At 71.3% G+C, this 20,040-nt stretch carries 15 protein-coding genes and 1 pseudogene; 13 read left to right on the top strand and 3 right to left on the bottom strand.

Annotated features, from left to right (window positions below; all coding sequences use genetic code 11):
* The first annotated feature begins 2 nt into the window (after positions 1 to 2).
* From ACFYVL_RS40760 to ACFYVL_RS40810, 11 genes are all read left to right on the top strand, one after another.
* Positions 3 to 1,034 carry a MupA/Atu3671 family FMN-dependent luciferase-like monooxygenase gene (locus ACFYVL_RS40760; protein ID WP_389254440.1) on the top strand — a complete coding sequence of 344 codons (1,032 nt, stop codon included), beginning with the start codon at positions 3 to 5 and terminating at the stop codon, positions 1,032 to 1,034.
* The gene (locus tag ACFYVL_RS40765) at positions 1,031 to 2,404 is read left to right on the top strand and encodes a condensation domain-containing protein (protein ID WP_389254442.1); all 1,374 of its coding nucleotides are present in this window, start codon (positions 1,031 to 1,033) and stop codon (positions 2,402 to 2,404) included. Before ACFYVL_RS40760 ends, ACFYVL_RS40765 begins: the two co-directional genes overlap by 4 nt.
* Positions 2,401 to 3,387, top strand: a complete 987-nt coding sequence (locus ACFYVL_RS40770; protein WP_389254444.1) for an acyl carrier protein — start codon at positions 2,401 to 2,403, stop codon at positions 3,385 to 3,387. Before ACFYVL_RS40765 ends, ACFYVL_RS40770 begins: the two co-directional genes overlap by 4 nt.
* Entirely contained in the window at positions 3,384 to 4,370 is a 987-nt protein-coding gene (locus ACFYVL_RS40775) for an acyl carrier protein (RefSeq protein WP_389254446.1), read from the top strand. The genes ACFYVL_RS40770 and ACFYVL_RS40775 overlap by 4 nt, the downstream gene beginning before the upstream one ends.
* Positions 4,358 to 4,618 (top strand): acyl carrier protein, encoded by a 261-nt coding sequence (locus ACFYVL_RS40780; protein WP_389254448.1) that lies wholly within the window; start codon positions 4,358 to 4,360, stop codon positions 4,616 to 4,618. The genes ACFYVL_RS40775 and ACFYVL_RS40780 overlap by 13 nt, the downstream gene beginning before the upstream one ends.
* Positions 4,615 to 6,021, top strand: coding sequence for an MFS transporter (locus ACFYVL_RS40785; RefSeq protein ID WP_389254450.1), 1,407 nt, complete (start codon positions 4,615 to 4,617; stop codon positions 6,019 to 6,021). Before ACFYVL_RS40780 ends, ACFYVL_RS40785 begins: the two co-directional genes overlap by 4 nt.
* Complete coding sequence (locus ACFYVL_RS40790) at positions 6,021 to 9,272, top strand: AMP-binding protein (RefSeq protein ID WP_389254453.1); 3,252 nt, start codon at positions 6,021 to 6,023, stop codon at positions 9,270 to 9,272. Before ACFYVL_RS40785 ends, ACFYVL_RS40790 begins: the two co-directional genes overlap by 1 nt.
* 107 nt (positions 9,273 to 9,379) lie before the next feature.
* Positions 9,380 to 10,600, top strand: a complete 1,221-nt coding sequence (locus ACFYVL_RS40795) for an alpha-hydroxy-acid oxidizing protein (protein WP_389254455.1) — start codon at positions 9,380 to 9,382, stop codon at positions 10,598 to 10,600.
* A 35-nt stretch (positions 10,601 to 10,635) separates the two neighbouring features.
* On the top strand, positions 10,636 to 12,564 hold the full coding sequence (locus tag ACFYVL_RS40800; RefSeq protein WP_389254457.1) for a CocE/NonD family hydrolase: 1,929 nt from the start codon (positions 10,636 to 10,638) through the stop codon (positions 12,562 to 12,564).
* Positions 12,561 to 13,577 carry a GNAT family N-acetyltransferase gene (locus tag ACFYVL_RS40805; protein ID WP_389254527.1) on the top strand — a complete coding sequence of 339 codons (1,017 nt, stop codon included), beginning with the start codon at positions 12,561 to 12,563 and terminating at the stop codon, positions 13,575 to 13,577. The genes ACFYVL_RS40800 and ACFYVL_RS40805 overlap by 4 nt, the downstream gene beginning before the upstream one ends.
* 60 nt (positions 13,578 to 13,637) lie before the next feature.
* On the top strand, positions 13,638 to 13,760 hold the full coding sequence (locus ACFYVL_RS40810; RefSeq protein ID WP_389254459.1) for a hypothetical protein: 123 nt from the start codon (positions 13,638 to 13,640) through the stop codon (positions 13,758 to 13,760).
* Between the two features lie 408 nt (positions 13,761 to 14,168).
* Here ACFYVL_RS40810 and ACFYVL_RS40815 read toward each other — a convergent pair.
* A pseudogene (locus ACFYVL_RS40815) lies at positions 14,169 to 14,742 on the bottom strand (hypothetical protein).
* Positions 14,743 to 14,851: 109 nt separating this feature from the next.
* Here ACFYVL_RS40815 and ACFYVL_RS40820 point away from each other — a divergent pair.
* Both ACFYVL_RS40820 and ACFYVL_RS40825 read left to right on the top strand, forming a co-directional pair.
* Positions 14,852 to 15,442, top strand: coding sequence for a TetR/AcrR family transcriptional regulator (locus ACFYVL_RS40820; protein ID WP_389254461.1), 591 nt, complete (start codon positions 14,852 to 14,854; stop codon positions 15,440 to 15,442).
* 649 nt (positions 15,443 to 16,091) lie between these two features.
* Positions 16,092 to 18,020 (top strand): serine/threonine-protein kinase, encoded by a 1,929-nt coding sequence (locus tag ACFYVL_RS40825; protein ID WP_389254463.1) that lies wholly within the window; start codon positions 16,092 to 16,094, stop codon positions 18,018 to 18,020.
* A gap of 550 nt (positions 18,021 to 18,570) precedes the next feature.
* Here the strand turns inward: ACFYVL_RS40825 and ACFYVL_RS40830 are convergent.
* Entirely contained in the window at positions 18,571 to 18,951 is a 381-nt protein-coding gene (locus ACFYVL_RS40830) for a transposase family protein (RefSeq protein WP_389254465.1), read from the bottom strand.
* Positions 18,952 to 18,999: 48 nt separating this feature from the next.
* Positions 19,000 to 19,497 carry a M55 family metallopeptidase gene (locus ACFYVL_RS40835; RefSeq protein WP_389254529.1) on the bottom strand — a complete coding sequence of 166 codons (498 nt, stop codon included), beginning with the start codon at positions 19,495 to 19,497 and terminating at the stop codon, positions 19,000 to 19,002.
* Between the last annotated feature and the right edge of the window lie 543 nt (positions 19,498 to 20,040).

The following is a 20,040-nucleotide window of genomic DNA, read 5'->3' on the forward strand; positions in this document are numbered from 1 at the left end:
CCGTGGACTTCAGCTTGATCTTCTTCTCCGGGGACGAGAAGAACAAATACCGCTTCGTCCTCGACGCGGCCCGCTACGCCGACGAGAACGGCTTCACCGCGATCTGGACCCCGGAGCGGCACTTCCACCGGTTCGGCGGCCTCTACCCCAACCCCTCGGTGCTCGGCGCCGCCCTGGCCATGCACACCCAGCGCCTGCAGATCAGGGCGGGCAGCGTCATCCTTCCGCTGCACAGCCCGATCCGGGTCGCGGAGGAGTGGGCGGTGGTCGACAACCTCTCCCGGGGACGCGCCGGAATCGCCCTGGCCACCGGCTTCAGCCCGCTGGACTTCGCGATCAGGCCGGACGGCTGGACCGACCGCAGGCAGCGCACCTTCGACGCCGTGGGCACCATCCGCGAGCTGTGGGAGGGAGCACCGGTCTACGTGCAGGACGGCCTGGGCAACCACGTGGAGGTGGAACTGCACCCGCAGCCCGTCCAGCCCGAACTCCCCATCTGGCTCACCTGCACCAAGAGCCCGGAGACCTTCGAGACGGCCGGCCGCCTGGGCTGCAACGTACTGACCGCGCTCATCGACATGACCAACGAGGAACTGGAGGAGAAGCTCGCCCTCTACTACAAGACCCTGGAGGACTACGGGCACGACCCGGAGAGCACCACGGTCACGCTGATGCTGCACACCTTCATCGGCACCGACCTGGAGGAGGTCAGGGAGACCGTCTGGCCGCCCTTCAGCGACTACCTGCGCTCCTTCTTCACCGTCATCGACTCGCAGAAGAAGAACCTCGCACCGGGCGCGGGCGTCCGCGACATCTCCTCCGACGACCAGGACGAACTGATCAGGTTCGCCTTCGACAAGTACTTCGAGAAGGGTGCGCTGCTCGGCACCCCGGACTCCTGCGCGGCCGTGGTCGACCGCTTCGCCGGCATGGGCGTCAACGAGGTCGCCTGCCTGATCGACTTCGGGGTCGACGAGGACCTCGTCGTACAGAGCCTCAGCCACCTCAACGAACTCCGGAGGCGCTACGCATGACCGCCGCCCTCTCCCGTGCCGACCTCGCCGCCCGGATCGCCGCCCTGACCCCCGGTCAGCGGGCCCGCCTGCGCGACCGGGTCAGACGCCAAGTTCGCCACGTACAGAGTCAGTTGACCTCCGGTCAGCTTCGGCTGTGGCAGACCCAGCAGCGGCTGCCGGGCAGGGCGGTGGACGTGGTCTGCCAGGCCGTGCACCTCACCGGCGGCCCCGCGGACCTCGACCTGCTCGCCGGGCGCGTCCGCGGCTTCGCGGACCGGCACGAGGCGTTGCGGACCACCTTCGAGGTGCACGGCAGCGGCATCAGGCCCGTGGTCCACGAGCACCTGCCGCCCCGGCTGGCCCGCACCCGCGTCACCGGAGCCGACGAGGCGCACCGGCTGGCCCTGGAACTGGCCGCCGAGCCCTTCGACCTGACGGCGGGACCGCTGCTGCGGGTCACCCTCGCCGAGGGGCCGACGCCCGACGAGTCCTGGCTGCTGGTCGTGGTGCACAACCTGGTCTTCGACGCGTGGTCCTTCGAGCTGCTGCTGGACGAGCTGGCCCGCCCCGAAAACACCGCACCCGCCGCCGCGCCCGCCTTCAGCGGCTTCGCCAGGGAACAGGGGGAGTGGCTCGAAGGCCCGGCGGGCCGGAAAGCCGCCGCATACTGGGCCGGTGAGGTAGCCGACGCGCCGCCGCCACTGCCCACCGACCGGCCGCGCCCCGCCCAAGGGACCGGGCGCCGGGGCGGACGGGTGGAGTTCGCGGTGTCCCGCGCCGTCACCGAGGCGATCGCCGCGGCGGCGCAGCGCGAGGCGGCCACCGCGTACACCGGGTGGCTGGCCGTGGCCTGGGCCGCGCTGGCCGAGTTCGGCGGACGCCAGGACGTGCTGCTCGGCACGTTCACCGCGGGCCGCGACCGGCCCGGCACCTCCGAGACGGTCGGCTACCTGCTCAACGTGCTGCCGGTGCGGCTGCGGGAGGCGGGCGACGGCTCGCACCGGGCCCGTACCCGCGCCGCCCGCACGGCCACCAGGGCCGCACTGAAGCACGCCGCCCACCCGGGCGAGCTGATCGCCGCGGACGCGGAGCGCCCCCGGGTGCCGGGCACCCACCCCCTCCTGGACGCGGTCTTCGTCTTCGACAACCTCGGGGAGGGCGGCCGGGAGATCCAGGGCGCCCGCGCGGACACCCGCGACCTGGACAAGGGCACCACCCGCTTCGACCTGACCCTGGCCGTCTACCCGGGACCGGACGGCACGCGGGGCTGGCTGGAGTACGACGAGGAACTGTACGACGCGGCCACCGCACGCCGCCTCACCGAGCGGTTCACCGCACTGGCCGAGACGTCGGCCGGGGCGCCGGACGGCGACGGGAGCCAGGAGTGATCACCGCACGGCTGAGCGCCCCCGCCTACGAACTGGGCGAGTACGCCGACCCGGTCACCGAGCTCCCCGAGCTGCTCGCCGACCCCGAGGCGGCGGCCTCACTGACCGCACCCGCCGCCGGCTTCGACACCTACCGCTGGTCGGACGCGCCGGTGGGGGAGCTGATGGCGGCCGCCGCCCAGCGCACCCTGGGCGAAGCCGGAGTGCCGGGCGACGAGGTCGACCTGGTGCTGCTGGCCACCGACTCGCTGCCGCGCGACCGCACCGCCCACCGGGACGTCGCCGAACTCCTCGCGGAGGCCGGGCTGTCCCGGGCCACCGCGAGCACGCTCGGCCTGATGGACTGTGCCACCGCCATGGCCGCCGTGGGCACCGCGGCCTCCCTGGTCAGGGACGGCAGCGCCCGCCACGTCCTGGTCGTCTCCGGCGACCTGGCCGACCACGCCACCGGCGGCGAACGGATCGTCGCGGGCGGCGCGGCCATCGCGAGCGACGCCGCGGCCACCGCCCTGGTGTCGGCCACCGCGGCCGGGCTGCCGGTGCTGGGCATGGCCCACCACGCGGCCTCCGACCCCGCCCAGGGACAGCCCCCGCGGCAGCAACTGGCAGCCAGGATCGCCGCGTACCGCGAACTGTTCACCCGCCTGGAGCACCGCCACCCCTTCCGGCCCGACGAGGTACGGGCCGTCCTGCCCAGCAACTTCGCGCGCAACGTGCTGATGACCTACCTCTCCGACGTCGGCTACGGCAGCGCCGCGCTCGCCCTGGGCAACGTCGGCCGGATCGCGCACTGCCTGGGCAGCGACCCACTGATCAACCTCGCCGACCGGCTCGCGGAGGCGAAGACCGGCGGACCGGCGGCGCAGGACCGCGCCGAGGACCGGCTGGTCCTCCTCGGCGCGGGCATCTCCCACCTGGCGGCCGTACTGCTGGGCGCACGCCCGCTGCCCGCGGTGGGACCGGACGGGGAGGGACCGGGGTGAGCGCCGCGACGGCGGCCCATGTGCACGGCTGCGCCGCGCAGTTGGGCGCGATCCGCAGAAAGGTCGCCGAACTCCCCGAGTACGCTGCCGGGCCACCCGACCCCGGCACCGGCTTCGTCGAGTACCGGGAGGCCGAGGGCGACATCCTCGGCCTCATCGGCCCGGCCGCACGAGGAGCCCTGGAGGCTGCCGGGACGGACCCGGCGGCCGTGGACACCGTGCTGCTCGCCACCGAGTCGCTGCCCGTCGACGGCCCGCCGGGCCGGCCTGCCTCCGGCTCCTCCGCCGGCCCGTCCCGGCAGGCCGTCATGGAGCTGCTGGGCGGGCTCGGACTGCGCCGCGCCTACCCGTTGACGCTGGGCCTGGCCGACTGCTCCACCGCCGTCGCCGCACTCGACGTCGCGGCGTCCCTGGTGAGGTCCGGCGCCTGCGGCACCGTCCTGGTGGTCTCCGGGGACCTGGTGCGCACGGTACTGCCGGGCGGCAGGGTGGTGCTCGGTGGCGCGGCGGTCGCGGGCGACGGGGCAGCGGCGGCCGTCGTCTCGTCGCGACGGCACGGCTGGGAAGTGCTCGGCGGAGCCCGCAGGATCGCCCACGAAACCTTCGAACCGGTACCGCCCGCACGGCGGTTGGCCGCACAACTCGCCGCCTACCAAGGAGTGTTCGCCGACCTGTGGGAGGCCACGGGGCTGACCGCCCGAGAGCTGGGAGCCGGCGCGGTGCTGCCCAGCAACCTCTCCAGGGACACCCTGCGGATGTTCCTGAGCGAGGCCGGAATCACCGAACAGCAGCTGTACCTGGACAACGTCCCGCGCACCGCGCACTGCCTGGGCAGCGACCCACTGATCAATCTCGCCGACCGTACGGCCGGGGGCGACTCGCCGTCCCCCGTCGTACTGCTGGGTTCGAGCGCGGCGCACGTCGCCGCGGTAATGCTCCGACCCGTGACACCCCCTGGAGGAAGGAAAGCATGCCGACGGTAGAGGAGAGGGTCGCCGGAATCTGGCGGGAGATCCTGGATCTGGACGCCGGGAAGGAACTCGGCCCCGAGGACGACTTCTTCGGCCTGGGCGGCACGTCCCTCCAGGCGATGAGCCTGGTGCAGAGGCTGCGCGAGGAGTTCGGCGCCCCGGTGGCGCTGAGCGCCCTGCTGGCCGACGCCTCGCTGCGGGCCGTCGGTGCCGCGGTGACGGCCGCGGGGCCCGGGGATCTGGAGACCGCCCGGCCGTGAAGATCCAGTCGGTTGCCGCACTGCGGCAACTCCCCTTGCGCACCCGGGCGGTGATGGGCGCCAACATGATCAGCTCGGTGGGCACCGGGCTGGTGCAGCCTTTCCTGGTCCTGTACCTGACCCGGGTGCGCGGGCTGCCCGTGGGCGTCGCCACCGCCGTCATCTCGGTGATCGCGGTGGCCTCACTGCTGGGCGGCCTGCTGGCCGGACGGCTGGCCGACAACCGCTCGCTGCGCGGCACGGCCGCCGCCGCGATGGGCGCCGCCGCCCTGGGCACCGCCTCCTTCGCCCTGGTCACCGAGGCCTGGGGGGCGGTGCTCGCCGGGCTGGTCTACGGACTGGCCTACGGAGCGATGCTCTCCGTCTGGAACACCGCCATCGCCAGGAGCACGGAGGGGGAGACCCGCTCCACCGCGTTCGGGCTGCAGTTCGTCGGGCTCAACGCGGGCGTGGGAATCGGCGGCGTACTCGGCGGGCTCCTCGCCTCCACCGCCGACCCGGCCCGCTTCCAACTGCTCTACTTCTGCGACGCGTTGTCGTTCGTACTGGCCGGAGCCGCCCTCGTCCTCGCGCTGGGACGGCAGCCGAAGGAGACGGCGGCGGCCGCGGCGGAACCCGGGTCCGGGCCCCGCGGCTACGGCGTCGTCCTGGGGGACCGTGCGCTGCTCAAGGTGCTGGCCCTCACCGTCGTCCTGATGGTGGTGGGGTACGGACAGCTGGAGTCCAGCATCCCCGGGCTGGTGGCGGTCGGCGGCATGGACGCCCGGATCATGGCGTGGGCGTTCGTGGCCAACACGTGCTGCGTCGTGCTGATCCAGTTCACGGCGGTGACCCGGATCTCCCGGACCAGGCCCGCCGTCCTGCTCGCCGGGACTTCGGCCAGCTGGACCGGGTGCTGGCTGCTGCTCCTGCTGGCCACCACGAGCGAAGGCACGGCGGCGCAGGCCACGCTGACGATCGCCGCGCTGGCAGTGTTCGCCGTAGGGGAGGCGCTGCTGGCCGTCGCGCTGCCCACCCTGGTCAACACCCTCGCCGACGACCGGGTGCGCGGCCGGTACAACGGCGCCTACTCCGCAGCCATGTCCACGGGCCTGGTCCTGGGCCCGCTGCTGGGCGGCTGGCTGCTCACCGGCGGACAGCCCTGGCTGCTGTCCGTGGTCCTGGGCGCGGGCTGCCTGGCGTGCATCGGGGCGGCGCTGCGATGGGGGCGGCTCGGCCCGCCGGAGGACGGCGCACGGCCCGCGGTGGCGCTCGCCTTCGAGGACTCGGCCGTGCCGGACGTCCTGGAGGCCCCGGCCGTACCGGGCGCCCCCGGGAACCCGACCGTGCCCGGCGCCCTCGGGAACAGCGATCAGTACGAGAACGACGACCGGCCGCAGCGGCTGGGAACCGGGGGTGTGTGATGACACTGGTTCACGAGGTCTTCCGGCGGCGGGCAGCGGAACACCCGCAGGCCACCGCCCTGCTCCACCGGGAGCGGACCGTGAGCTACCGGACACTGGACCGGGCCTCCGACGCCTACGCGGCCTCGCTCGCCGCGGCGGGCGTGCGCGCGGGGGACATCGTGCCGGTGCTGATGCCGCGCTCCCCGCAGTGCGTGGCGACGCTCCTGGCCGTCCTCAAACTCGGCGCCGCCTACGCCGCCCTGGACCCTCGCTGGCCTACGGCCCGGATCAGTGAACTGACGCGGCAGGCGAACGCCCCGCTGATCGCCGCGGACCCGACGCACGCACCCGTGGCTGGCGGTGCGAGCGGCCCGCAGGTCCCGGTGTGGACCCCCGCCACGGATCTCGCCGAGGCCGCCGCCACCTGTCCCGCCGCGCCCCTCGAGCCCGTATCCGTACAGGAGACGGACACCTGCTGCGTCTTCTTCACCTCGGGCAGCACCGGCCGCCCCAAGGGCGTGCTCTCCCCGCACGCGGGAACGGTACGGCTGTTCGGGCCGACGGGGCCGAAGCCGGTGCCGACGACGGAGCCGAAGCCGGGGCCGACGAACGCGCCGACGACGGGGCCGGACCCGACGGCCCCCTTCGCGGACCTCGGCCCCGGCACGGTCTGGCCGCAGGCCGCCCCGCTGCCCTGGGACGGCGCCTCCCTGGAACTGTGGGGAGCGCTGCTGAACGGCGGTACGTCCGTGCTGGTGGACGAGCCCTACCTGACGGCGGACGGCCTGCGCGACCTGGTGCGCCGGGCGGGCGTGAACACACTGTGGCTCACCGCCTCGCTCTTCCACCTGTTCGTGGAGGAGGACCCGGGCTGCTTCCAGGGGCTGCGGCAGCTCATGGTGGGCGGCGAACGCCTCTCGCCCGACCACGTCCGCCGCTTCCTGCGGGCACACCCCCGCATCGCCCTGGTGAACGGCTACGGACCCGTCGAGACCACGGTCTTCGCCACCACCCACCGCATCTCGGCCGCCGACGTCGACGGGGTCCCCGGAGCGCAGATCCCGGTGGGCCGACCGGTCGGCCGCACCGAAGTGTTCGTCCTGGACGAGGAGTTGAGTCCAGTCGGGCCCGGCGCCACCGGCGAGATCTGTGTCGCGGGCGCAGGACTGGCCCGCGGCTATCTCGCCGACCCCGAACAGACCGCCCGCGCCTTCGCCGAGATCACCGCGAATGACGGCACCGCACGCCGGATCTACCGCACCGGCGACCTGGGCTTCCACTCCGCCGACGGGACGCTGCACTACGCGGGCCGCCGCGACCGCCAGATCAAGGTGCGCGGACACCGCATCGAGCCGGGCGAGGTGGAGGCCAGGGCGGCCCGGGTGCCGGGGGTGCTCCGCTGCGTGGTCGTCCCGCAGATGACGGACGGCGGCTGTGTGGGGCTGGCCGCCGCGTACACGGTGCGCGAGGACGCGGGCCGGGTCCCCGAGGAGACGGTGCGCGAAGCCCTCGCCGGGCAGCTCCCGGAGTACCTGGTGCCACGGGCACTGGCCGCCGTGGACGCCTTCCCGCTGACCGAGACGGGGAAGATCGACACCGCCGCGCTGCTGGCGACCGTCATGGCGCGCACGGAAGCGGCCCGGCCGCGCACCGCAGCACACCCGCACCCGCCCACCGCCCCCGAAACCGGTCCCGCGGCGGGCCAAGTGGCCGCCGCCTTCGCGGAGATCCTGCGCACGGCCCCGGACGAGGTCCCCCGCGACACCTCGTTCTTCGAGCTGGGCGGCACCTCGCTGGACGGCGCCCGGCTGTGCGTCCGCATCGGCGCTCGCACGGGTTTCCCCGTACCGGCCTCCGTCCTGGTCGCGGACCCGACCGTGCACGCACTCGCGCACTGGATCGAGGCGCGGCAGAAGGAGCCCGCGGCGACGCCGGGAGAAGGGGCGCCGGGGGAGCCCGCGCACACGGGCCCGCTGGAACTGCTCCCCGTACAGAGCGGCTTCCTGTTCGAGCAGCAGCTCGACCCCGCCGGCACCTCGGCGCACTGCGTCCTCCTGTGGCGGGTGACCGGAGACTTCGACCCGCGGGTGTTCCGGGCGGTGGCAAACGACGTGCACCGGCGCCACCAGTCGCTGCACGCCCGCTACGTCTTCGACCGCCGCCCGGTGGCGGTGCTGGACGGACCGCCCACCTCCGTGGACGTACACGTCCTGGACCCGGCCCCGGATCACGCGGCTGCCCTCGCCGGCCTGCGCGCCACCCTCGACCTGCCGCTGGACATCGGCGCCGGGGCCAACTGGCGTTGTGCGGTGGCGCCGTTGAAGGAAGACGGCTGGCTGCTGGGCATCGTCGTGCACCACATCGCCTTCGACGGCGGATCCGTACGGCCGCTGGCCGACGACCTGTCGGCGGCCTACGCGGCCAGGCTCCACGGCAGCGCGCCTGGCACCCCGCGCCCCGTACCCCTCGCGGCCGTCCTGGCGGGCCACCGCTCCCAGGTGAACGAGGCCACGCTGGAAGCCCAACGTGCTTACTGGACAGCAGAGTTGACCGGACTACCGCCGCTGGACCTCCCGCCCGCCGAGGCACTCCCGGACGGCGAGGCACTCCCGGACGGCGAGACCCCGACGCTCACCCCGGCCGAGACGGCCCCCTCGGCCCGCTTCTCCCTCCCGGCCACCGAGTACACGGCGCTGGAGGAGCGGGCCAGGCGCGGCGGCAGCACCCGGTTCGCGGTGCTGCTGGCGGCCTACGCGGAGGCCCTCGGTTCGCAGACCGGGCAACGCGACCTGGCGGTGGGCGCACCCGTGGCCAAGCGCTACCACCCGGACACCGCCGACGCCGTCGGCTGCCTCATCGACGTCGTCTGCTTCCGCATGCGTCCGGCGTGCGACGGCACAACGGGCGCGCTGTCCCGGCTCCTTGAGGGCATCCAGGCCGCACTGGCCGCCCAGGACGTGCCGTTCGAGGAGGTGGTCCAGCTGGCCGCGGACCCGGCGCGGGACCGGTCCCGCCACCCGCTCTTCCAGACGATGTTCGCGCTCCAGGAGACCGCGCCGGGTCACCTGGTCCTGGAGGGCTGTACGGCCGAGACAGTGCGCGAGAGCGAACCCCGGACGGTGCACGAGCTGGAGGCGGAGGTGTGGCCCGACGGAGCGGGCGGCGCCGAGGTGGTCCTCGCGGGCCGTCCCGGCCGGGTGTCCGCCGCCTTCCTTCAAGGGCTGGCCACGGCCTACCGCAGCACCCTGCGGCAGCTGACCGGGCCGTGAGCGGGCGCACCGCCGACCGGCCACGGGTGACAAGGAGCGCACACGGAGACGGCGCGGTCCGCCACCCGGACCCGCGAGCAGGACGAACGGAAGGAGCACATCAGCACATGACCGCACCGGAACGCGGCTACGCCGACTACCAGTTCCAGATCTACACGAGGGGGCTCCAGGACGAGATCCCGCCTTTCACGACCGACTTCGGCGCCCTGGAGGACGTGGCCCGCGAACGCATCGGCCCCAAGGAGTACTGGTACATCGCCGGAGCCGCCGGCTCCGGCGCCACGGCCCGCGCCAACCGCGCAGCCTTCGACCGGCACCGCATCGTGCCGCGGATGCTGCGCGACGCCACCGCCCGGGACCTGCGCACCACCGTGCTGGGCGAAGAGCTGGCCGCCCCCCTCGTGCTCGCCCCGATCGGCGTGCAGTCCCTGGTCCACCCGGACGGCGAGCTGGCCACCGCGCGCGCCGCCGCCGCCACCGGCCTGCCGATGGCGCTGAGCACCGCGTCCTCGCACACCATCGAAGAGGTCGCCGAGGCCAACGGGGCAGAAGGACAGCGCTGGTTCCAGCTGTACTGGCCGCACGACGACGAGGTGACCGCCAGCATCCTGGGGCGCGCCCGCGCGGCCGGATACACGGCCCTGGTCGTCACGCTGGACACCTGGCAGCTCGCCTGGCGCCCGCACGACCTGGACCAGGCGTACCTGCCGTTCCTGCGCGGCGGCGGAGTGGCCATCCCGCTGTCCGACCCGGTCTTCCGCTCCCGCCTGGAGCGGCCCGTCGAGGAGGACCCGCAGGGCGCGGCGATGCAGTGGCTGCCGATCTTCAGCGGCGAGGCGCACACCTGGGACGAGCTGGGCTTCCTCCGGGAGCACTGGGACGGGCCGATCGTGCTGAAGGGCATCGTGCACCCGCAGGACGCGCGCCGGGCGGTACGGGCCGGCATGGACGGCATCGTGGTCTCCAACCACGGCGGACGGCAGGTGGACGGGGCGGTGGCCGCCCTGGACGCGCTGGTCGACGTGGTCGCGGAGGTCGGCGCCGAGACGGAGGTGCTCTTCGACTCCGGCATCCGCGGCGGCTCCGACGTGTTCAAGGCGCTCGCCCTGGGCGCACGGGCCGTGCTCCTGGGCCGCCCGTACGTCTACGGCCTGGCCCTGGGCGGCGCCGCGGGCGTCGAGCACGTCGTACGCGGCCTACTCGCGGACTTCGACCTGACGATGGGCCTGACCGGCTGCACGAAGATCGCGGACATCGGCCCCGACCTGCTGCACGGGAGCGGCGCCCCGGGCGGCCACGCCGCTACGAGCGGGGAGGCCGGACAGTGAACCGGAGCGCACGGCGGCCCCGAAGGACCACGCTGGTGCTCGCCACGGCCTGCGCACTGGCGCTGAGCCCCCTGGCCCTGACCGCCTCCGAAACCCGCGCCGAGGCCGCCCGGGACACCGCCTCCCCGGCCGCCCCGAGCCCGGCCCCCGACGACGGCACCTGGCCCCCCAGTACCGGCAAGGGGCCGTGCGAGGTCGCCGGCACCAAGGACGTCGGCGCGCGCATGCGGGACGGTACCGTGCTGCGCGCGGACGTCTACCGGCCGCGCACCGAGGAGAAGGTCCCGGTCATCCTCATGCGGACCCAGTACGACAAGAAAGAGGCCGAGGTCCAGCCCTCCAGCTACCAGTCACCCCAGTGGTTCGCCTCGCACTGCTACCTCGTCGTGGTGCAGGACGTCCGCGGCCAGTACGCCTCGGACGGCGACTTCTACGAGTTCGCCCACGAGGCCGACGACGGCTACGACAGCGTGGAATGGGCGGCCCGCCTCCCCGGCTCCAACGGCAGGGTGGGCATGTACGGCTCCTCCTACGTGGGCGCCACCCAGTGGCTGGCGGCCCAGGAACGCCCGCCGCACCTGAGGACGATCGTGCCCGACAAGACCTCCGCCGACTACTACGACGGATGGACCTACGAAGGCGGCGCGTTCCGGCTGAACTTCGTCCTCCCGTGGGCCATGCGCAAGATCGTCCCCTCCGCCGCCGCCAACCGCGGCGACTGGGACACCTACCACCAGGTCAACCGGGACTACAAGGACGTCAGCAAGTGGCTGGCCACCACCCCCTACAACCGCCTGGCGGCCCTGCACCCCGGCGATCCGAAGGTCGCCCCGTACTTCTTCGACTGGCTGAAGCACCCCACCTACGACGACTACTGGCGCCGGTGGGCACCCAAGGAGGACTACGAGAAGGTCGACATCCCGGTCCTCAACTACGCGGGCTGGTACGACGCCTTCCTGGACGGCTCCATCCAGAACTACCAGGGCATGACCGAGCGCGGCGGCTCGCCCGGGACCCGCGCGAACCAACGGCTGGTCATCGGCCCCTGGGACCACACCGGCTGGGGCCGCCCGAGCAGCAGGCCCGCCCCGCTGCTCCAGCAGATCGGCCCGGTCGGCAACAGCCCCGCCAACGAGATGATGCTCGCCTGGTGGGACCACCATCTCAAGGGCAAGGACAACGGCGTCAAGAAGAACGGCGTGGACTACTTCGTCATGGGCGCCAACCGATGGCGCACCGCACCCTCCTGGCCGCTCCCGCAGACCCGCTGGAGCGACTACTACCTCTCCAGCACCGGCCACGCCGCGGGAAACACCCAGGACGGCACACTGTCCACGGCCCCGCCCCCGGCGAACACCCCGCCCGACGAGTACACCTACGACCCGCGCAACCCGGTGCCCAGCGTCGGCGGACACTCCTGCTGCACAGCGGCCATCAGTACCCAGGGCCCCTACGACCAGCAGCAGATCGAGCAGCGCCCCGACATCGCCGTCTACACGAGCACCCCGCTGACCAAGGACACCGAGGTCACGGGCCCCATCACGGTCAAGCTGTACGCCAGGTCGACGGCCCCGGACACCGACTGGACCGCCAAGCTGATCGACGTCCACCCCGACAACACGGCGGTGAACCTCAACAGCGGTATCCTGCGCGCCAGTTACCGCGAGTCGCTCAGCGATCCGAAGCCGATCGTCCCGGGCAAGGTGTACGAATACACCATCAAGGTGTGGCCGACCAGTAACGTCTTCAAGAAGGGCCACCGGATCCGGCTCGACATCTCCTCCAGCGACTACCCGCAGTTCGACCCGAACCCCAACACCGGCAGCACGCTTGGCGAGACGACCCGGACGCGCACCGCACGGCAGACGGTGCTGCACGACGCCGCGCATCCCTCGAAGGTGACCCTCCCGGTGATCCCGGACGGCGGCCGGGACAAGGGCAGCGACACACCGCCCCAGAAATAACGCAGCCCCGACTTCGACGACTTCGACGACTTCCGACAGAGAGGCAGCACATGCAGGACGTACGCCCGGCCCGGACGGCCGACTACCCGACACTCGTACGGTGCGTACAGCAGTGGTGGGGCGACAGCCGCACCCCCGAACAGGCGCGGGAGCTCTCGCTGCTGCTGCCCCGGCTGTTCCTCCAGCACTTCGCGCACACCAGTCTGGTCCTGGAGGACGAGAACGGGATCCGGGCGTTCCTCGTGGGCTTCCACTCCGCCGACCACGCGCACGAGGCGTACGTCCACTTCGTCGGCGTGGACCCCGAACTGCGCAAGCGGGGAGTGGCCCGCCGGCTCTACACCGCCTTCTTCGAACGCGCGGCAGCGGCGGGACGCACCGAGGTGCGCGCGATCACCTCGCCGCAGAACACCGGATCCATCGCCTTCCACCGGGCCCTGGGCTTCGAACCGGACACGGGCGACCGCACGGTGGACGAAATCCCCGTGCACAGCGACTACGACGGTCCGGGCCAGGACCGGGTGGTGTTCCGCAGGAAGCTCGGCGCGCCGGAAGTGCGCACACTGGACCCCTTCACGACGCGCGCCGCGGTGCCGCAGGACTTCGACACCGTCGTCGCGGTGGTCGACGACTGGTGGGGCCGGCCCGCCTCCCGCGACCTGACCCGGGTGTTCGTGAACCACTTCTACGACACCAGCCTGGTGGCCGAGCACGACGGCGAGCTGGCGGGCTTCGTCATCGGCTTCCTCTCTCCCTCCAACCCGCACGAGGCGTACATCCACTTCACCGGAGTGGCCCCCGACCGGCGACGCACCGGGCTGGGCCGCTTCCTCTACGAGCGGTTCTTCGACATGGCCCGTGCCAACGGCCGCACCAGCGTCAAGGCCATCACCTCCCCGCAGAACGACCGTTCCATCGCCTTCCACCGTGCTCTCGGCTTCGTCCCCTCCGCCCCCATCACCGACTACGACGGCCCCTCCTTGGACCGAGTTACCTTCCGGCGCGAACTCTGACCGCGGCGGGCGTGTGTCACGAGGTGCTAACGTGAAATCACCGCACAAGACGACGGCACGATGACGGAACGGCCGCCTTTCGGCACGGCACGGACCCGCTCCTCGCGGGGACCGCTGCACCTGCCGTGGGCGGCCGCGCTCGGGTTCGTGCTCACCCACGAGGTGAGCACGAAGAGCACCTGATCACCGGCACCGGATCACTGGCAGCGGCCCAGGACGCGTTCACCGGCGACACCGTGGCCGAACATCCGATCGAGCCCCGGATCGTCGGCCCACCGAACGGTGGCGGTTGGTCTTTCCCCGGTGAGTCCGGGGGAACTGCACAGTGCTCTACCGCGACGGCCGGGCCAGTAGTGCTGCTCCCACACCAGCGCTTGGGCGACTCGCCCGCGACGGCGGGCAGCGGCGTCGCCTGCTACTGCTTCATGGATCTCCCCGAGGCGATCGGCGGGTCTCGGCCGAATGCTGGGACCGGGTGGGGCGGCGGGCGATCGGCAGGTGTCGCGCGGAACGCGATGCCCGTGCGACAAGTGGTGCGAGCGTCCGCGTCTCGCGTCGGCTCGTCGAACGGAGAGTCCGCGTCGACGGTGTTCAGCCGTTCCGGTGCGTGGAGTTGAGGCGCAGCGCGGAGGCGAGGAAGAAGAGGCCGCCGAGGAAGGCGTACCCGGCGAGATTCGTGAGCGTGGCGCCGTCCTTGCCGGCTTGGAGGACGAAGCTCGCGCCGGCGAGGGTGGAGATGGCTCCGCTCACGATCATCGGCCACTGTCCGCCCATGCGGCGCCGCACCAGACCCACGGCGAACTGCGTGATGCCTGCCGTGACGGCCCAGACGCCCCAGACCCGCAGGACGGCCGGGATGCCGGAAGTGAGCGCGACGGTCAGTGCGATGCCGGTGAGGACGCTGAGCGCGATGTTCACCCACAGCCTCTTGGCCGCACCGTCGGCCTTCCGGGTCGACCTCAGGTCGACCACTGCACAGGCCGCGTCGAAGAGGGGGGTAGAGCACCAGCAGCGTCCCGCTGAGCGGGCCCAGTGCGTCGGCCGTCGAGAACAGCAGGGCCGCCCAGGCGGCGGCGAACGCGAAGCGCAGGAGATACAGCTTGCGCAGAGCCGCCGGGTGCTCGGACTGGGCGGTGGGAGTGGGCCGGCTGACGACGGTGTCCATGGTGAATCCCTTCCATGACGAGGGAGAACGTTCGGTCTCTTTTCATCATTGGGTGCCGACATCCACCTGTCAAGACCGAACGTTCTCCCTCGGTTGTAGGGTGGTGGCCATGAAGCGGAAGACACAGGCGGGCAGTACGTCCGAGGCGCGAGCGCGGCTGCTCGGGACGGCGGTGCGGATCTTCTACGCGGAGGGGATCCACTCCGTCGGCGTGGACCGGATCATCGAGGAGGCGAAGGTGACCCGGGCGACCCTGTACCGCCACTTCTCCGGCAAGGAGGACCTCGTCCTCGCCTACCTCGCGGCGGCCGACCAGGGCATCCGGGCGCAGTTGTCGGACGCCCAGGAGGCTGCTCGAACCCCGGACGACAAGGTGCGGGCGGTCGGTCGCGCCATCGCCGAGGGCATCCGGTCGGAGGGCTTCCGCGGCTGCGCCTTCCTCAACGCCGCGGCCGAGTACCCCGATCCGGCGCACCCGATCCACCAGGCCGTTCTCGCGCACCGGAAGTGGTTCCTGGACACCGTCACCGACTTGCTGGCACACGTCGGTGACGCGCCCGCCGAGGCGGCTGGACGGCACTTCGTCATGCTCCGGGACGGAGCCATGGCCGCGGGATGCCTCTCTGACCCTGGACTGATCACGGAGACGTTCATGGAGGGCGTCGAAGGGATCCTGCAGGCCCGCGGTTCGGTGGGGTGACCATCCGTCTTGCCGGGCGGTGCCGGGGAGGGTGAGCGATCTGGGGAAGTCCTGCGCGGTGAACGGGGACAGCGCGCAGGGGTCTCTGCCGGCAGGTCGTCTCGGCATTCCGTGGCGTCGCCTCCCGGGCGAGCGCCTCGTACCCGGATATCAGGGTGCGCAGTGTCTCCAGGAGGCGCAGTCGACCAACAGCGTGGCACCACCGTGCACAGGACCCGACAGGCAACCATGCACGTGCCGTAACAGGGAGCGGTCCCAGGCCAGGAACGGTCCTGGTGCTACCGCTTTCCCTTGACGCGGAGACGGGCAACGTGGCCCGTCAATACGCCTTCCAGAGTCGGCACTTCGGCTCGGGCCGTGGAGGAAGAGTGCCCCGGCCGGGCCGTGGTCGACGGCGGCGGCCCACGGTCGTCGGGCTCTTCGGCCACCACCGCGCGGGGCGCGTGGCTGGCCATCGCCTCCGCCACCTCTCATTTCCCTACGTGCACTTCGGACCGAGCATCTACTGTGATCTGAATGCAGGTTTCGAGGGGGGCGCATGCAAGGCGAAGACCGGGCCGGAGCCGATGGCCGCTCTGGCGAACCGTGGCCGGGCAGCACGCCACAGCAGGCCGGCTCCGGGGCAACTCAGCAATGGTCCACGGCACCGTTGCACGGAGCCTCGTCAACGCCTGACCCCCCGCATGCCGTCATCGAGGGCCGCTACGAACTGCTGGAGCCGATCGGCAGCGGCGGCATGGGCGAGGTGTGGAAGGCCTACGATCGGCGGCTGCGCCGGTTCGTCGCCGTAAAGGGTCTGCTCGACCGGAACGCCGTGACCGCCGGTTCCCAGATCTCGGCGATGCAGCGGGCACGCCGGGAAGCGGAGGCCATAGCCAAGATCGAGCATCCGAACGTGGTGACGGTCCACGACCAGCTTGAGACCGACAAACAGGTCTGGATCGTGATGAAGCTCCTGGAAGCCGGTACGTTGGCGGATCTGCTGCACGAACAGAAGGTGCTCTCCGTGCCGAGGGCGGCGGCCATCGGCCATCAGGTCCTCCAGGGATTGCAGGCGGTGCACGCGGCGTCAGTCCTCCACCGCGACGTGAAACCGGGCAATGTGCTGGTACGGGACGACGGGCACGTGGTCCTGGTGGACTTCGGGATCGCGACGTTCGAGGGAGCCACCCCGCTGACCCGGTCCGGCAACATCATCGGCACACCCCCGTACCAGGCGCCCGAACTCTTCTCCGGCGCCCCCACCCCCGCCTCGGACCTGTGGGCACTGGGGGTCATGCTGTACGAGATGGTCGAAGGCAGTCTCCCCTTCGCCGGCAGCGAGCCCTGGGAGGTCCAGGCGAACATCGACCAGTCGCCGAACCCGGTCCTGCGGTACGCGGGCCCCCTTGCCCCGGTCATCCGGGGGCTGCTGCGCACGGATCCCGACGCACGCCTGGACACGTCCACGGCGGCCAGCATGCTGCGCCAGGTGCTGGGCGCTCCGACGAACACCGCCCCCGCCGCGGCCGCGACACAGCCGCCGGAGCACGAGGCGGAGCCCGTACCCCTACCGGACCTCGCGTCCGCCCCGGCTGCGCCGAGTGCCTCCGCATCCCCCGCCGCCCAAGGAGCGAGCCCCCGGTCGAGCTCCCGGAGGAGCGCGAAGAGGGCGGTGTCAGTGGCTCTCGCCGTGGCGTTGCTGGCCACCGCCGGCTGGCTCGTGGCGAACGGAACCGGTTCGGGAGAGAAGGGCAAGGCCAGTGTTACCGCCGGCTCGGACAGCCGGGGCGGCAACGCCGCAACCCAGACATGGGCGGAGTGGAAGAAGATCCATTCCCAGTTGAAGATCGGCGTCAAGGCGGATCAACCAGGCCTGAGCCTGCGGAAGGGGAAGGACCGCGAAGGCAATCCCACGTACGAGGGTTTCGACATCGACATGGCCTACAGAGTCGCCCGGAACCTGGGGTACAAGGACAAGGACGTCAAGTTCGTCGATGTCACGTCCGGGAACCGGGACAGTCAGCTGACGAGTAAGGCGGCGGACCTCGTCATCGCCTCGTACACCATGAAGGAAAGCGCCGAGATCGACTTCGTCGGTCCGTACTACGAGGCGGGCCGGGGATTCCTGGTGCGCAAGAACTCGGTGCGGCACGGGGAGATCAAGGACGCCAGCTATCTGAAGACCGCGAAGGTGGAGGTGTGCACCGCCAGTGGCTCGACCTACGCGACGAGCCTTCCCCCGCTCGGCTTCACCCTGATGGATTCGCTGCCGGCCACCTACCAGTACTGCCTGGAGCAGCTGCTGAGCAATGAGTCGAAGGTCTACGCAGTGGCCTCGGACGACGCCGTTCTCGCGGGCTACGCCCAGTCGGACACGGTCAAGATGCTGGACACCTTCGGAGAAACTCAGAAATACGGTGTGGCCATGCGGTCCGGCTCGCCGGTCCTGAAGGGAAAGGTGTGCTCGGCGGTGGCGTCGATCCTCAAGGACACGCAGGGCTGGAATCGCATGTACCAGAAGAATCTCTTGCCTCGGCTCAAGAAGCCCACACCGGGCGTCCCCGATCTGGACCCGAAGAGGTGTCCGGCGAGTTGAGCGGACCGGCACAACCGCATCCGTCTTGCAGCAGCCAGCCGAGTGCGAAGGTGAACAACCCCACGTTGGCATCCGGTCCGTCGCCCGGCAGGAAAGGGACGACGACGAACCCCAGAACCGGGAGGGCCGGCCGGTGAACGAGGTTGCAGGCGGCCACCTTGCCGCGTGGGAGCTGCCCGGGTTCGTGCTGCGCCACCGGTCGACGAACAGTGTCAGGTCAGGAGCGACGAAGCCCACAACGCCCAGCCACCGTGGTTGACCATTTCGAGCACGGTCCAGGCCAGCAGAAACACGGCCAGCAGAAACACGGCGAGCAGGGCCCAGACCCCACGGACAGGCCCCGAGGCTGAACTGCGTACCCCTTATGGCGCGTTGGGGATGTCATGCGTTCACTCCTTGGTAGCCGGGCTGTTCCGGGATGCGCCATGAGCTGTAGAAGCCGTCGATGTACTCGAAGAGCGCGAGGTTGCCCGCGGCCCGGTTGGTGAAAGTGTGGCCACGGATGCACTCGGTTGGGATGTGCAGCCACAGGTTCTCCGCGAGGGAACAGTCATGCGAGTCTCCGACCGATCGGGGTTCTTGCGGACGGGAACGTGGGTGCCGCCGCCCGCGCCGAGGTACCCGATGTCGGCCAGTGTGTGCGGGCCGTCGCGGGCTGCCCGGCAGCTGCCCGGCAAAGGTCGGGCAGCGCGTGACTGCGGGCCGCCGCCAGGTCGTGGGAGCTGCCGGGCTCGACATCGGAGACCCACAGGGGTGTTCCCTCGGGCGCTGCCGGCGACTGCACCTTGCCGACGAAGTGCTTGATGCGGATCGCGTACCAGAGATCGGTGCCGCGCTCTGTTTCTCCCGCTGCGCGAGCGCATCGGACGAGGGTGCCGTCCAGGACCACGAACGGCAGGCCCTCCCACCGGCACTGTGCAAGGACTTGCACCAGTTCCGGTTGCCTGCGCCGCCAGGACCTCGGACCCGGCAACCGGACCTACGACAAGCCCTCCGTGGCCTGCGTCTCCCCGGCGAACGCGCCATGGCCGTACTCAATGAACGCTGGAGCACTCGCCAGCACGTCACACTCAACCCCAGCCGGATCGGCGCCATCGCCCAAGCCGCCCTCGTCCTCAACAATGCCTGGCGATGATCCCTGAGAAAACCTCAGTGATCCCCTCCACCTCCACGCAGAGTGCGTCACCAGTCGTTCAACAAGGTGAACCGCGGCATGCGGGGCTTTGAGCAGGAGATCGCGCCTGGGGCAGTGAGCGTCGATCACGAGGGCACTGGTGACGCCGGCCGTGAGGACACCACGAGCGCCGGCCTCGACGTTCTCAGCTGTCATCAGCCTTCCCCGCCCGTAGTCCCGCCCGCCCTGCTGGACATCGTCGGCTTCGACGAGTCCCGCGATGTTTCCACGTCGGCATCGACGTAGATCCGCACTCCAGGCCCTCTCGCCATGGCTCGTCACACAGGCACAAGAATTCACCATCCGGCACGCGCTGACATCGATGTCCGGCCACGGGCCGCCGACATAACGCCTGGTGACTCGTTGGCCCGACGCTGGCGGCACAGCGTCGAGTGGCGTGTTCACTACCCCGGCGACCCCACCCTGGACGCTTGCCGGTCCTGGACTGGCGGCGGAGGTCACGAGTGGAGCGGGCGAAGACACGGAGCCGTCACACGCATGTGACCTGCCCGGATGAATTCCGGACCTTACTGCCTCGTTCGATTTCGGCTGTTTGTGCCCGGGGATGCGAGATCAAGAAACTCGGGGCGGACGGCCGGACAACGGACTCGAAAAAGATACCTTCACGCCACATCGATCACTTGGCTCGTTACTGCCGTTGACGCAATAAAGTCACCCCTCATACCGTTGGCGGGTCGTTCAGGGCATTAACTACTTCTGCGCCACCGTCGCATTTGACGCACACCTTCGACGGACACCATCCGAACCCGAACCACGGCTCCTCATGTATCCGGACACGGATTATGGGGAGAGGGGGATGGCATTCACCAGTTCGTTCCTCGCGCA

Source organism: Streptomyces sp. NPDC004111 (genome assembly GCF_042874215.1).
Classification (GTDB): Bacteria; Actinomycetota; Actinomycetes; order Streptomycetales; family Streptomycetaceae; genus Streptomyces.

Bases quoted from the DNA above. Each gene is read 5' to 3' on its own strand.
- ACFYVL_RS40765 (WP_389254442.1), top strand. From the start codon at position 1,031: ATGACCGCCGCCCTCTCCCGTGCCGACCTCGCCGCCCGGATCGCCGCC.
- ACFYVL_RS40790 (WP_389254453.1), top strand. From the start codon at position 6,021: ATGACACTGGTTCACGAGGTCTTCCGGCGGCGGGCAGCGGAACACCCG.
- ACFYVL_RS40795 (WP_389254455.1), top strand. From the start codon at position 9,380: ATGACCGCACCGGAACGCGGCTACGCCGACTACCAGTTCCAGATCTAC.
- ACFYVL_RS40835 (WP_389254529.1), bottom strand. From the start codon at position 19,497: ATGGTGAATTCTTGTGCCTGTGTGACGAGCCATGGCGAGAGGGCCTGG.
- ACFYVL_RS40780 (WP_389254448.1), top strand. From the start codon at position 4,358: ATGCCGACGGTAGAGGAGAGGGTCGCCGGAATCTGGCGGGAGATCCTG.
- ACFYVL_RS40820 (WP_389254461.1), top strand. From the start codon at position 14,852: ATGAAGCGGAAGACACAGGCGGGCAGTACGTCCGAGGCGCGAGCGCGG.
- ACFYVL_RS40810 (WP_389254459.1), top strand. From the start codon at position 13,638: ATGACGGAACGGCCGCCTTTCGGCACGGCACGGACCCGCTCCTCGCGG.